This is a genomic window from Niveispirillum sp. GW835-FHT14G11, from assembly GCF_058793615.1.
This window is the reverse complement of sequence record NZ_JBXAFZ010000005.1, coordinates 339,487-352,361: the sequence shown is the minus strand read 5'-3', so window position 1 is coordinate 352,361 and position 12,875 is coordinate 339,487. Positions and strand designations below refer to the sequence as shown.

Sequence of the window (12,875 nt, the reverse complement as noted above, 5' to 3'; positions counted from 1 at the left end):
ATCAAGCTGGTCAGGCGCCCAGACATGGTGCATCGCAACCGGAAAAAATGCCACTACCTTCCTTGGGATTACCTAGAAATTTCCACTTCCCCCTCCAAATTATTGCGGCACCGCACCCAAGATGCGCAGCACCGGCAGCCGGCGGCGGGAAAAGCCTTCCCAGCGTTCCGCCAGTTCGGCCCTGTTCTGTGCTGCCGTTGCCAACGGCTTGCCATCGCGCAGCACCCGCTGGCCAGCCGCCTCCAACACCGTCCAGGCATGGGTGGCCGGGTCGCGCCCCGCCTCCAGGCCGGCCAGGAACAGTTTGCCGATCCGGTCTAACCCCACCCCGCCGCCGGTAACGGGGCTGGCCAAGGCCGGCATCCGGTCAGCCGCCACCGCATCGGCCAGCAGCAGCGTGTTCAGCCGGGTGCAGCTTTCCCGCCGCCGATCCAGCCCCTGATCAGGCAATGACGGCGCCACCAGATCCAGCGCCCGCAGCAACGCCAGCACCCCCTGCCCGTCCCCGCCCAGCGGGGCCAGCAACGCCTCCTCCGCCATCGGCCCCGCCTGCAGCGCCGTCAGGAGGGCATGGGCGGCGTCGAACGGCACCTCAATGGGCATCGTGGCCGGCGTGGCCCGGCGCGGCAGATCGCGCGGATGGCCCAGTGCGGCCCAGTGACGGGGGGCCTGTTCACGCTCCCGCCCGCCCTCACGGATGAACAGGTCGCGGCGGAAGGGCCGGTTGGTCAGGAAGTCGCGCAGCAGCTCCGTAAAGTCGGGATCATCCGCCGCCAGCCGCCCCCCGGCGGTAAGGATGGCATCATTCAGCGCCCCCTCCTCCCACCGGTCGGCCGCCCGCGCCTGTGCCGCCAGCCGCAATCCGGCCGGTGCCAGGGAAGCCGCCAGATCGGTGAAATAGGTGGGGTGCCAGCTTTCATTGAAATATTCATGGGCCAAATAATCGACCGGCCGGTCCAGCAGCGCATCCAGCCGGGTGGCCACCGTCGGGTTGACCCGGAAATAGCCGGCCTCCTGCCCCCGCAGCCGCTCCGCCAGACCCAGGGCATCGGCAATGCGCGCTGCCAGCGGCCCCTGCCCCCGCCGGGCCCCGGCCAGCATCAGTTCCCGTAACGGCAGATACTGCGCCCATCCGGGCAGGACATTATAGCCCAGATAGACCAGCCCGCCGGGCTTCAGGTGCCTTTCCAGGAAGGCCACGATCTCCGCCCGCTGCTGCGGCCCCACCCACGACCAGACCCCGTGCAGGGCCACAATGTCGAAGCCGGGCAGGTCGGTCCCGGCATAATCGGCAAAGCCAAGCGGGCTGACCGTCAGGTTGGACAGTCCGGCCCCTTCGGCCAGCCAGCGCGCATGCGCCACATGGGCGGGGTTGATGTCATTACCCCAGAAGCGGGCCTGCGGATTGGCGGCGGCCAGCAAGGCTAGGCTGAACCCCTGTCCAAAACCCAGCTCACAATAATCGAAGCTTTCGCCAGGCCGGATCGGCGACCGCACCCCCATGGCTGCTTCCATGAGCCAGGGCTGCAGCTCCGCATGGAAGCTGTAGGTATAGCCGATCTCCGTCACATAGCCGTCGGTCCACCCGCGCATGATCCCCCTACCCGGAAAGGCTCCAGCCCTGTTTTCATGGCATGAAGCCGGGAACTCGGCTATGGAAAGCCCCGGTCGATCGTCAGGAAACAGGCATGCGCTACGGAAAGCTGGAAGTCATCTGCGGGCCCATGTTCTCGGGCAAGTCCACGGAAATCCTGAAGCGCGCCATCTGGTACACGCATGGTACCGGCTCCCACATCCTGCTGCTGAAGCCGGCCTTCGACGTGCGCTACGCGGAGAACCGGGTGGTCAACCATGACGGCATCGGCTTCGACGCCCTGCCCATCACGGCCATGCCCGTGGTCCCCGACAATATCAAGGCCGTGTTCATCGACGAGGTGCAGTTCTGCGTGGAGCCGCATTACCATGGCGATCTGGTGGAGGATATCCGCACCCTGCTGCACCGGGGCATCGACGTGGCCGTCTCCGGCCTGGACATGGACTGGCGCGGCCGGGCCTTCACCGTGACCGCCACCCTGGCCGCCATGGCGGATGGATTGCAGAAGCTGCGGTCACGCTGCGCCGTCTGCGGCCATGACGCGCATAAAAGCTTCAAGAAGCACCGCAACGACCGCACCCTGGAACTGGGCCAAGCCGACCTGTACGAACCCCGCTGCAACCTGCATTGGCACGACCATAGCGAGGCGCCGGGGCGGGAATTGTCGCTGGATCTGTAATATGCGCACTGGTGAAGGCCGCCGCGATGCGCTATCCCGCCCAGCAGCCAACATGTTTCCAGGAATGAGTGACTGACATGAGCAAGTGCCCCTGCGACAGCGGCCGTGAATTCGATGCCTGCTGCGGCCCCTATCTGGCCCGCACGACTGCCGCCCCGACGCCCGAAGCACTGATGCGTTCGCGCTATACCGCCTTTGCCAAGCAGGACGTCAAATATCTGGGCGAGACCCTGCTGCCCGGCACGCAGGATGATTTCGACGTGGCCCAGGTCACCGAATGGGCTGCCAAGAGCATCTGGACGGGGCTGGAAGTGCGCTCCACCGCCGAGGGCCAGGCGCCGGACGAAGCCTATGTCGAGTTCGTGGCCAAGTTCACCATGGATGGCAAGGATCTGATCCATCACGAAACCGGCCGCTTCAAGAGCCAGGATGGCCGCTGGTGGTATGTGGACGGGGTCATGGGCCAGCGCCCGCGTACCGTGCAGAAGGTCGGCCGCAACGATCCCTGCATCTGCGGGTCGGGCAAGAAGTTCAAGAAGTGCTGCGGCGCCTGATAGGCAATCCCTATCGTCGTTATCCGATCAATCGATTTCCCTATTATCGTCCTTCCTGCGATCTTGCCGAGATCAAGAGCGGTTTCCGAGCTATCGGAAGCCGCTCCGGCGGCGACCGCCGCCGCGCGGCACGTGCCGCGTAAGCCTGAGCCCACGGATGTGGGCGCCGGCGACTGAGGAACATGGATAGGTAAGGACGATGCAGCGCAAATCCCTGGAAAAGCTGATACAGTTGCTGCGCCAGCATGGCGCGGGGCTTTCGGCACAGAATGGCCAGCTGGTCATTGAAGGTTTGGCCCCGGCGGATATGCTGTTGCAGGCGCACCGGCACCGCAGGGCTCTGGCGGCAATGGTACGCGCCCGTTCCTGACCGGGAGCGTCCCCCACCCCTGTCGCATGGCGCCGTCTTGATCCAGAACATTTCCTCCCCCGCCCTGCCCGCCGGTCATCCGCCCGTAAGGGCACCGAAGATCGGCGTGCTGCTGATCAATCTGGGCACGCCGGAGGCCACCGATTACTGGTCCATGCGCCGCTATCTGTCGGAGTTTCTGTCCGACCGCCGCGTCGTGGAAATCCCGCAAGCAATCTGGCAGCCGATCCTGCAGGGCATCATCCTGACCTTCCGCCCGAAGAAAAGCGGTCATGCCTATGACGGCATCTGGAACCGGGAACGCAACGAAAGCCCCCTGAAGACCTTCACCCGCGCCCAGGCCGACGGGCTGCGGGCCGCCCTGGACGGGGCGCATGGCGGCCGGATCGTGGTGGAATGGGGCATGCGCTATGGCCATCCCGCCACGGGCAAGGCCATCGACAGCCTGATCGCGCAAGGGGCCGAGCGTATTCTGCTGTTCCCGCTCTATCCGCACTACAGCGCCACGACGACGGCCACCGCCTGCGATCAGGCCTTCCGCCATCTGATGACCCTGCGCCGGCAGCCTTCCATCCGCACCGTCCCCACCTATCACGACGATCCCGCCTATATCGACGCGCTGGCCGCATCGGTAACGCGGGCGCTGGACGGGCTATCCTGGCGGCCTGACCGCATCATTGCCTCCTTCCATGGCCTGCCCAAGGCCTATCTGGAGAAGGGCGATCCCTATCACTGCTATTGTTTGAAGACCACGCGCCTGCTGCGCGACCGGCTGGGCCTGTCGGCGGACATGCTGACCCACGCCTTCCAGTCCCGCTTCGGTCGCACGGAATGGCTCCAGCCCTATCTGGAACCCACCGTGCAGGCCCTGCCCGCCCAGGGCGTGAAGAAGCTGGCCATTCTGGCCCCGGCCTTCGTCAGCGACTGTGTGGAAACGCTGGAAGAGGTCGACCAGGGTATCCGCGGCACATTCCTTACCGCCGGGGGGACCGACTTCGCCTATATCCCCTGCCTGAACGACCATCCCGACCATATCAGCCTTTTGCGGGCCATCGTGGAGCGGGAGTTGGCGGGCTGGATCTGATCCATCCTTACCGTTTGGGGGCGCGTATCGACGGCATGCCCCCCACCTTGGGTTGACCTGCGCGTCTCCAAACTCTAGGCTAACGCCGATAGTGGTTGCCGGCGAGGGGCACGGGTGCGTCGCATGGGCATGCTTTTGCTGGCGGTGTTTCTTCCGGTCCTGTCCGCGGGGGCGGAGATAGCCCCGTTGAAGCTGGTCACCGGCAATGATTACGCTCCCTATGTCGATGACAAGCTGCCCGGCGGCGGTCCGGTTACCCAATTGGTCCAGCAGGTATTCGCCCGTATCGGACGCCCGGTCACCTTGGCCATAGAGCCCTGGCGCCGCGGATATGAAGGGCTGCTGGCCCATCGCTATGATGCCAGCTTTCCCTATATCCGGACGGAGCAGCGGATGCGGGAGATGCTGTTTTCCGATCCGATCGTCGCCGTGCGCCAGCATCTGGTGGTGGCCGCCGGCAATGAACGGGCGGCCATGGCCACGGGCTGGATGAAAGGCAAGCGGGTCTGCGCCGCCGTCGGCTATGGCCTGCCGCCCTGGATGGATATGCTGATCCAGCAGGGCGACGTGCTGCGCGTCACGCCGACACAGCAGCGCAGCTGCCTGTCAATGATCGTGGCGGGCCGTGCCGATTTCATGGTGGAGGATGATCGCATCGCCACCGCCCGCCGGGCCGAGCTGAGCGAGCGGGAGAAGCTGGCCACCGTGCCCGGCCCTGCGGCCAGCGAAAGCACCCTGCATCTGATCATCGCCCGCGATCATCCCGATGCCCAGCAGATCCTGGACGGTTTCAACCAGGGTCTGGCGCAGCTGCGCGCCGATGGGGCGCTGCCCGATCTTCTTCTGGCCAAGCCGCCCTCCTGACCCCATTGTCCCGGTCGCTTCCACTCCCTATTTTGTGGGCACATCATTTGTGGACCAAAGCCATGGACATGACCATCGGGCCCGACGGCACCATTCACCTGAGTGCGGAGATGCTGGAACATCTGGGGCTGCGGCCCGGCGACCGGATGACCGCCCTGTTGACGGCCAATCACCGCATTGAGCTGACCGCACCCGCCAAGGCGCCGGGGGAGAAGCTGCTGCAATCCATGCTGGGCCGAAGCAAACCTTAAAAAGAAAGCCCGTGGTGTTGGCGTCCACGGGCTTTTAGAGTTTCGGGAACCGGGAGAGGTAAACTTACTGGTCGGGGGAAGTGCGACGCAGAGGGTTGCGACGTCGCAACGCCCGGTTCGTTCGTGAAAGACCGTAGCGACCTACGCTTCCCTGGTACAATTGATTGTTCAGATGGTAATGATCGGCCCTGCCTATTGCGCAATTGCGAGACGCAATCATGAACCTGCGCGACCTGCGCTATGTCATCGCCCTGGATGACCACCGGCATTTCGGCCGCGCGGCGGAAGCCTGCCATGTCAGCCAGCCCACCCTGTCCGGCCAGATCCGCAAGCTGGAGGATATGCTCGGCATCACCCTGTTCGAGCGGACCAACAAGTCCGTGATCCCCACGCCGGCGGCAGCGGAGATTCTGCCACTGGCCCGCGCCGCCGTGGAAAAGGCCGACACCATCACCGCCCTGGCTCAGGGCTGGCGCGATCCGCTGGCTGGTTCCTTACGTCTTGGGGTCATCCCGACCCTGGGGCCCTATCTGATGCCCCGCGTGCTGGGTCCGCTGAAACGGCGGCATCCCGATCTGAATCTGGTACTGTGGGAGGATATCACCGACAATCTTGTCTCCCGCCTGCGCCGGCATGAGCTGGATGCGGCCCTGCTGGCCACAGAGGTGGTGGAGGATGACATCGTCACCCTGCCCCTGTTCGAGGAACCGTTCCTGCTGGTCCTGCCTGAGGATCATCCGCTGACCAGCGCGGCGCTGATCGATGGGGAACAATTGTCGGCGGTGGAGATGCTGGTCCTGGCCGACGGCCATTGTCTGCGCGATCAGGCATTAGCCGCCTGCCGCCAGCCAGGTGCTGGCCGTGCCGACCTGCGGGCCACCAGCCTGGAGATGCTGTTGAACATGGTGGCCGCCGGCTATGGCTGCACCCTGGCACCAGCCCTGGTGGTGGCGGGACGGGCGGTGCCGGTACCCGGCACGGTGACCCGCCCGCTGGTCCCCGGATCGGCCGGGCGCAGCGTGCGCCTGGCCTTCCGGGGAACCTTTCCCCGCCGTCCGGCGGTGGAAGCCGTGGCGGAGATGATCCGATCCTTACGGCTCGGGGGAATTTAACCGTTCCGCACCTTGCGAAACCATTCCAGCAGTTCGACCGGGTTGGAACCATGGCCGAAGACCCGCACGAAATTGCCGTTCCGGTCCATCAGATAAATGAAGGCGGAATGGTCCATCAGATAGTCCGACGTCCCCGCCTCCTCCGCCGACACCTTTTTATAGTAGGCGCGATAGGATTTGGCAGCCTCGGCGATCTGTTCGGGTGTGCCGGTCAGGCCCCGGATCGCGGGATGAAACAGCGGCACATACTCCGCCAGCTGCTTCTGCGTGTCCCGCTCCGGATCGACGGAGATGAACAGGGCCTGGGCATCGGCCCGTTCATCTTCCGATAGCTGGTCCAGGACCTGCCCGATCAGTTGCAGGTCGGTGGGGCAGATGTCGGGGCAGAAGCTGTAGCCGAAATAGACCAGCGATATCTTGCCCTTCAGATTGTCCTGCGTGACCGCCTGCCCCGTCTGGTCGGTCAGGGAGAAGGGGCCGCCAATGGCGGCGCGCCCCTGCCCCTGTTCCGCCCGCTGCGGCGACAGATGGTCGGCGATCAGGACGACGGAGCCCAGCACGGCCGCTGTCGCCAACAGTGCCAGGCCGGTCCAGAATGTCCGGCGGTTCATGGGAAAGGGCTCAGTGCTGGTGGTCGCCATGACCGCCATGGTCATGGCCGGTCGCTGCCGGCCCCATGGCGCCCGGCCCCTGCACGGCAACAGTCACCGCCACCTCACCGGCCTTTTCGAACTTCAAGGTCAGGGGGAAGCTTTCCCCCTGCTTCAACGGCGCCTTCAGCCCGATCAGCATGATATGCAGCCCGCCGGGCTTCAATTCCACCGGCGTACCAGCCGTGACGGCGATGCCGCCCTCCACCGGGCGCATCCGGGCGATGCCATTTTCCATCAGGTGGGTATGCAGTTCCACCTTCTCCGCCACCGGGCTGCTGGCACCCACCAGCTTGTCGGCGCCGGCATCAATGCTGATGGTCAGGAAGGCGGCCCCGGCCTTGGCGGCGGGGGCCGACGCGCGGGAGAAGGGGCTGGTGACGCTGATATCGGCCTGGGCGGCGCCAACCAGCAGCAGGGCGGCGGTGGCGGACATCAGAAGAGGGCGGGCAAAGGAGCGCATGGCGGAATTCCCATTGGATCGTTGATTATGGAACGCGAAGGGCTGGGACGGTCACGCCCCCGGCGGCCCCCGCGCGCCTAAACCATGGATCAGGAAAGCCACCTTCCGATTGAGTTCCCCAACATTTTCCACCAGCGCTGAACCCCAGCGCACCGGCAAGGGCAGGGCCAAGGGCTCCACCGGCGCCGACAAGGCCAGCAACAGGCCAAAGGGGCAGACGGGCATGGCATGGTCGGCGGTGGAGGTTGCACCAACATCCGCCCGCCGTGGCTCCGCCACCCGGCACAGGGTCAGCGACAGGTCACCCCGGCGCAGCGCCTGCGCATCGGGCATATAGCCGCGCGGCAGCAGGGCGACGAACAACAGGGTTGGCAGCAGCATCCACGCCACCCAGCCCCGCCAACCGTCCCGCCGCATGATCAAGGTGCCATCCATGCCTTATGCGATGCCATGCCAGCGGCCGCCTGTCCAATGCCGAGTTGTCGCAAGGGCAGCCCAAATCAGTGCAGGCGGGTGCCCACCGGCGGACGTTCCAGGACCGGCACGCGGTCGGATGCCAGATTATAGCCGCCGTTCAGCAGCAGCCGCGCAAATCCTTCTAGCGCCGGCCCTGCGACCTCCGCCGCCTGCGGCGGCAGCCAGACGGTCAGCACCCGCTCCACCGCCACGCCCTCGCCAGTCTGAAGGCACAGCATGGCGTTCAGCAACACCGCTTCGTCATCCGTCAAGCGGGTGCAGGCCGGACAGCCCAGGGCTGGCGGCTGGCGCGAGGCGGTGGCGAAAATCCGCATCAGCCGGTCGATGCTGACCGGTGCCAGCGGCACACCGGCTGACACGAACACATCGCGCAACAGCAGGGCCGGACAGCGCCCCTGACTGGCGCAGGTCGCCCAATATCTCAGCCCCCATAAGGCCAGCCGCGCCGACGGGTGAAGCGCCACGAAAGGCATGTTCCCGGCAATGGCGGGGCGGCGGTGACGGGGCTGCTGGCGACGATCGGTCTGCATGTTCTATCCTCGCTGAGATGCGACGTCGCAACATATCGATATTGATAATTATTCTCAATATAGCAAAAGGCGGAGGTTGTTCCCGCCCATCCGACGCCTTGATCTTGACGATGGCCGCAAAGTCGGATTCAGCGCACAGACTGCGGAATGTGCCCGTTGCAACATCAATGATATCCCGGACGTCGCACTGCCCCTGACGCCGATACCGCATTCCTTACGGCTTGGGGGCTCCCCCACGGCGTAAGGGACTCCAGGCAACCTTACGCTTCGGGGGAAGGTCCGCGGATGACCGATCCCTGTTCCCCAGGGGATTTCATCCTTACGGCTCGGGGGCCTGAAAGGCGCAGAACAGTGTGACCGACTCCGGGAACTGATCAGCAGCGCCAAACGCCGTTCTTTCCGATTCCCTTACATCCCGGGGGAAGCGGCCCCTTACCGCTTGGGGTCGCTGGTCTAACCCCCCAACCCGTAAGGACTCCCCCGAACAGTAAGGATACACGCCAAAGCCACCTCTCGGAGTCGCTACACCCCCATCCAGTAAGGAATAGCTGCCGCGAGTCGCACGGTCGGCAGGACCCTGGCCCTATCCATCCTGCCTCTTATCTCCCCAAAATCCTGTCCTGCTTTTTGTTCTAAGATTCTAGTATAGATTCAGGGATGCGGGGAGCCGCGGAAACCCTGGCTTTTTCAGGCATTACCCTTACAGATCGGGGGATGCTATCCCCACATGACGGGGGTGTTTGACACACGCCCCAGGGCGTAAGTGTCGCCCCCATCCCGTAAGGGTATGAAATTCCCTGTGGAAAACCCCTTTCCTTACTTGCTTCGTCTGTAAGGAAGGGACTAGCTTGCCGGGAAGGGAACAGGGGAACCACCATGCCGCCGAGCCGCCGCAAGACCAGCAACGCCGATCCGGCGCGGCCCGAGCCGCTGGCGGCCATCGTACCCTATGTGCCTGCGGCTGGCGATGGCGGCGTGGTCATTGATGTTGAAGGCAGCCTGGTCGATGGCGGCGGGGCAGCAGAGAACCTGCCGGCGCTGGACCGCACGGGCCAGACGGCGCGGGTGGCCGCCGCCACGTTCGAGCGCGACGGCTACAAGCACCTGATCAAGGCGGCGGAGGCGGTTTATTCCTATCCGGCCAACGGCTCCCGCCTGTCGCTGCCGGCGCAGAAGATGCTGAATTTCATGATCCATCTGGCCGGCAGCCAGAATTTCGCCAACAAGCTCTACCGCCTGCCCAAGAAGGTCGTGCGCGGCAACCACAAGGGCAATGAGCGCATCTTCGACGCGGTGAAAGAGATCTATGAGAGCAGCCTGGTGGTGATCGGCCCCTTCCGCGGCCGGCGCAGCCGCGCGGAGCTGCGCATCCTGTCCTCCTATGTCCGGCCGGAGGATGAGGTGGAAAGCGACAGCGTCGATATCCATTTCCAGTTCACCGACGCCTTCCTGGAACTCCAGCGCTCCTCCCAGCTCTGGGCCCGGCTGTCGGGGCCGGCCATGGTCAAGGTCACCAGCACCTATGCCCTGAAGCTCTATGAGATCGGGATGCAGCGCTACCAGATGGACCACCCGTCCCTGAGCCTGGATATCGAGACGCTGCGCAAGCTGCTGAACGTGCCGGAGGGCGCCTACAAGGATTTCGGCATCCTGCGCACCCGCACCATCGACCGCGCCATGGCGGAGGTGAACCAGCTTGCCCCCTTCCGCGTGGAAATGCCGGAAGAGAAGATGAAGCGGAAGGGCCGCAAGATCGAGGAAGTGACCCTCGATTTCCACGCCAAGGACGAGGATGAGGCCGCGGACACGTTCCTGGAGCGTGAGCGCAACGCCACCGGCCGCAAGGTGCGGCGCGAGGGGGGGGAGGGGACAAAGCCGGCCTTGGCCGCCACCCGTTCCCTGCCCGAACCCGCCCCGCCGCTGCCCGATGCCGACGATGCGGAGGCGTTGTGGGCCGCCGCCCGCCACGCGCTCAGCCAGAAGCAGGTGCCCGGCCCCCTGCTGCGCGACCTGTCCGTGGTGGGGATCGAGGAGACGGCGCGCGGCACCCGCAAGCTGGTCCTGCGCGCCGGCCACGCCGCCACGGCCGAGACGGCGCGGCGCAGCCATGAGGCCACCATGCGCTCTGTCCTGTCCTCCCTGACATCGGGCAGCATCGCGGAGGTGGAGTTCCTGGCCACCCGTAATGGTCGATGATCCATTCCGGATGTCAACAGATGCACAATAGGTCCGGGGCGTGATGTGCTTTCCTCAATCCGGGCTCCGGCTTGCCCTGAGCTATGGTCTGCGCCGATAGACCCCGAAGGATTACGGACAATGGACGTCAAGGACTGCAACGGCAACCTGCTGGCCGAGGGTGACAGCGTCACCCTGATCAAGGACCTGAAGGTCAAGGGCGCCAATGTCACGCTGAAGCGCGGCACCGTGGTGAAGGGCATCCACCTGACCGACGATCCCGAGGAGATCGAGGGCAAGGTGGAAAAGGTGAAGGGCCTGGTCCTGAAGACCAGCTTTGTGAAGAAGGCCTGACCGCCTGTTGAACAGACTGCCGATTGCCCCGTGCCAGACGGCCTTCCGGGCCTGAAGCTGCCCCGGTTTTCCAGATCGGGAGTAGGGCGATGGCAAGGTTGCGGCGGGGTTATGCGGACGGCCCCTTTGGCCAGATCCATTATTGGGATGGCGACCGGGGCAAGCCGCTGGTGCTGGTGCATCAGGCCATCATGTCCGCCAACGAATATGACCATGTGTTCCAGCCGTTCCTGGACCGTGGCATCCGCCCCATCGCCCTGGACCTGCCCGGCTTCGGCCTGTCCGACCCTACCCGCTTCGCGCCCACCATCGCCGACTATGCCGCGGCGATCCCGCCCCTGCTGGACGCGTTGGGCATCGACCGGGCGGCCATTGGCGGCCACCATACCGGAGCGCTGGTCAGTAACGAGGCGGCGAACCTCTATCCCGACCGCATCACCGCCTGCATCCTGGGCGGCCCGCTGCTGATCCCCGACACGGTCCGCCAGGGCCTGATCGACGATGTCGTGGCACGTGAAAAGGCGTTTGCCGCGTTGCCGGAGGCGGCCCACATGGTGGAGGTGGTGAAGATCCGCGAACGTTTCGCCGCCGGCACGGTCGGCTTGGCACGCATCACCGACTATGTCGTCCAGGCCATGCAGGCCTTTGCCATGGGCACCTACTGGTACGGTCATGCCGCCGCCTTCGCCTACCGGCAGGAAGGGCCGCTGATGGCCTTGCGCCAGCCGACCCTGATCCTGACCAACACCGGCGACATGATCTATCAGGCCGCCCTGGAAGCCCACCGGATGCGCCCCGACTTCGCCTTCCACGCCATCGAGGGTGGAGGGATCGACATCCTGGATCAGGCGCCGCTGGAATGGGCTAATGCGGCGGCGGATTTCCTGGATGGGGTGGATTATTGAGGAGTTTAATCGTGTGGAAGACAGGTGAACATCCCATGCGATGTCATACCCTTGGTCTTCCCGGAATTCTGATATAGAATTCCCGTCATGTTACGGGCTGTCCTGGATACCAATGTTCTGGCAGCGGGCCTGCGAAGTCGGCAGGGCGCCTCCTTCGCCGTGCTGAATCTGTTGGCGGATGGCAAGTTCCAGGCGCTCGCGACGACGGCGCTCTTTCTTGAGTATGAGGCTGTGTTGAAGCGCCCCGAACAGCGTCAGGCCCACGGGCTTGATCTTCGGGACATCGAGTTGCTGCTCCGTGAGTTGGCGGCGATTATGGAACCGGTGGAAGTGCGGTTTATCTGGCGACCGCAGCTGGCTGATCCAGCTGATGAATTGGTGCTGGAGGCGGCCATCAATGGCCGTGCGGATCGACTGGTCACTCATAATGGCCGGGATTTCCGAACATCGAACCGTTTTGGTTTGGTGGTGGAAACGCCCGCTGAGTTTCTGAAAGGGTTTGTTCAATGAGCAAAGCGACATACCCCCTGAAGTTGCCCACCTCCGTCAAGGAAGCTGCGGCCCGGTTGGCGAAGGAAGATGGCGTCTCGCTAAATCAGTGGATCGCTGCCGCAGTTGCCGAGAAAGTGGGCGCCGTGCAGACGGCAGCCACTTTTCTGCATGAACGGGCCGGCGGCGCGACTGGTGAAGGGTTGCGTAGCTTCCTTGCCCGCGTTCCCGACGTGCCTCCGCATGCCGGTGATGAGCGGGCGGGGTGAGTGAAAGGCGTACATCCTGTTGACACCCCACAACCCCACCAGTTGACACCCCGTC

General features: G+C 64.7%; 17 protein-coding genes. 12 read left to right on the top strand and 5 right to left on the bottom strand.

The window, feature by feature from the left end; translation table 11 throughout:
• Window positions 1-99 precede the first annotated feature (99 nt).
• Window positions 100-1,593, bottom strand: coding sequence for a methyltransferase regulatory domain-containing protein (locus tag AC1Q7F_RS12175; RefSeq protein WP_492507095.1), 1,494 nt, complete (start codon window positions 1,591-1,593; stop codon window positions 100-102).
• Between the two features lie 95 nt (window positions 1,594-1,688).
• Here AC1Q7F_RS12175 and AC1Q7F_RS12170 point away from each other — a divergent pair, with 95 nt between their 5' ends.
• The 7 genes from AC1Q7F_RS12170 to AC1Q7F_RS12140 all read left to right on the top strand — a co-directional run bounded on the left by AC1Q7F_RS12170 (window position 1,689) and on the right by AC1Q7F_RS12140 (window position 6,508).
• On the top strand, window positions 1,689-2,273 hold the full coding sequence (locus AC1Q7F_RS12170; RefSeq protein ID WP_492507093.1) for a thymidine kinase: 585 nt from the start codon (window positions 1,689-1,691) through the stop codon (window positions 2,271-2,273).
• Window positions 2,274-2,350: 77 nt separating this feature from the next.
• On the top strand, window positions 2,351-2,827 hold the full coding sequence (locus AC1Q7F_RS12165; protein ID WP_492507091.1) for a YchJ family protein: 477 nt from the start codon (window positions 2,351-2,353) through the stop codon (window positions 2,825-2,827).
• A gap of 199 nt (window positions 2,828-3,026) precedes the next feature.
• The gene (locus tag AC1Q7F_RS12160; protein WP_492507090.1) at window positions 3,027-3,197 is read left to right on the top strand and encodes a hypothetical protein; all 171 of its coding nucleotides are present in this window, start codon (window positions 3,027-3,029) and stop codon (window positions 3,195-3,197) included.
• Window positions 3,198-3,234: 37 nt separating this feature from the next.
• Window positions 3,235-4,281, top strand: a complete 1,047-nt coding sequence (gene hemH, locus AC1Q7F_RS12155) for a ferrochelatase (RefSeq protein ID WP_492507088.1) — start codon at window positions 3,235-3,237, stop codon at window positions 4,279-4,281.
• Between the two features lie 123 nt (window positions 4,282-4,404).
• Window positions 4,405-5,145, top strand: a complete 741-nt coding sequence (locus AC1Q7F_RS12150) for a substrate-binding periplasmic protein (RefSeq protein ID WP_492507086.1) — start codon at window positions 4,405-4,407, stop codon at window positions 5,143-5,145.
• 62 nt (window positions 5,146-5,207) lie between these two features.
• Window positions 5,208-5,396 carry an AbrB/MazE/SpoVT family DNA-binding domain-containing protein gene (locus AC1Q7F_RS12145; protein WP_492507084.1) on the top strand — a complete coding sequence of 63 codons (189 nt, stop codon included), beginning with the start codon at window positions 5,208-5,210 and terminating at the stop codon, window positions 5,394-5,396.
• A 218-nt stretch (window positions 5,397-5,614) separates the two neighbouring features.
• Window positions 5,615-6,508 carry a LysR substrate-binding domain-containing protein gene (locus AC1Q7F_RS12140; RefSeq protein WP_492507082.1) on the top strand — a complete coding sequence of 298 codons (894 nt, stop codon included), beginning with the start codon at window positions 5,615-5,617 and terminating at the stop codon, window positions 6,506-6,508.
• Here the strand turns inward: AC1Q7F_RS12140 and AC1Q7F_RS12135 are convergent.
• From AC1Q7F_RS12135 to AC1Q7F_RS12120, 4 genes are all read right to left on the bottom strand, one after another.
• The gene (locus AC1Q7F_RS12135; RefSeq protein WP_492507080.1) at window positions 6,505-7,119 is read right to left on the bottom strand and encodes an SCO family protein; all 615 of its coding nucleotides are present in this window, start codon (window positions 7,117-7,119) and stop codon (window positions 6,505-6,507) included. The two genes, AC1Q7F_RS12140 and AC1Q7F_RS12135, sit on opposite strands and share 4 nt — an antisense overlap.
• Before the next feature lie 10 nt (window positions 7,120-7,129).
• Entirely contained in the window at window positions 7,130-7,621 is a 492-nt protein-coding gene (locus tag AC1Q7F_RS12130; protein ID WP_492507078.1) for a copper chaperone PCu(A)C, read from the bottom strand.
• Between the two features lie 51 nt (window positions 7,622-7,672).
• Entirely contained in the window at window positions 7,673-8,002 is a 330-nt protein-coding gene (locus AC1Q7F_RS12125) for a hypothetical protein (RefSeq protein WP_492507076.1), read from the bottom strand.
• A 119-nt stretch (window positions 8,003-8,121) separates the two neighbouring features.
• Entirely contained in the window at window positions 8,122-8,628 is a 507-nt protein-coding gene (locus AC1Q7F_RS12120; RefSeq protein ID WP_492507074.1) for a hypothetical protein, read from the bottom strand.
• 876 nt (window positions 8,629-9,504) lie between these two features.
• Here AC1Q7F_RS12120 and AC1Q7F_RS12115 point away from each other — a divergent pair.
• From AC1Q7F_RS12115 to AC1Q7F_RS12095, 5 genes are all read left to right on the top strand, one after another.
• Window positions 9,505-10,824, top strand: a complete 1,320-nt coding sequence (locus tag AC1Q7F_RS12115; RefSeq protein ID WP_492507073.1) for a replication initiation protein — start codon at window positions 9,505-9,507, stop codon at window positions 10,822-10,824.
• A 120-nt stretch (window positions 10,825-10,944) separates the two neighbouring features.
• Entirely contained in the window at window positions 10,945-11,157 is a 213-nt protein-coding gene (locus tag AC1Q7F_RS12110; RefSeq protein WP_492507071.1) for an alkylphosphonate utilization protein, read from the top strand.
• Between the two features lie 89 nt (window positions 11,158-11,246).
• Window positions 11,247-12,062, top strand: coding sequence for an alpha/beta fold hydrolase (locus tag AC1Q7F_RS12105; RefSeq protein WP_492507069.1), 816 nt, complete (start codon window positions 11,247-11,249; stop codon window positions 12,060-12,062).
• A gap of 87 nt (window positions 12,063-12,149) precedes the next feature.
• On the top strand, window positions 12,150-12,572 hold the full coding sequence (locus AC1Q7F_RS12100) for a putative toxin-antitoxin system toxin component, PIN family (RefSeq protein WP_492507067.1): 423 nt from the start codon (window positions 12,150-12,152) through the stop codon (window positions 12,570-12,572).
• Window positions 12,569-12,820: a toxin-antitoxin system HicB family antitoxin gene (locus AC1Q7F_RS12095; RefSeq protein ID WP_492507065.1), complete on the top strand. Its 252-nt coding sequence runs from the start codon at window positions 12,569-12,571 to the stop codon at window positions 12,818-12,820. Before AC1Q7F_RS12100 ends, AC1Q7F_RS12095 begins: the two co-directional genes overlap by 4 nt.
• Window positions 12,821-12,875 lie beyond the last annotated feature (55 nt).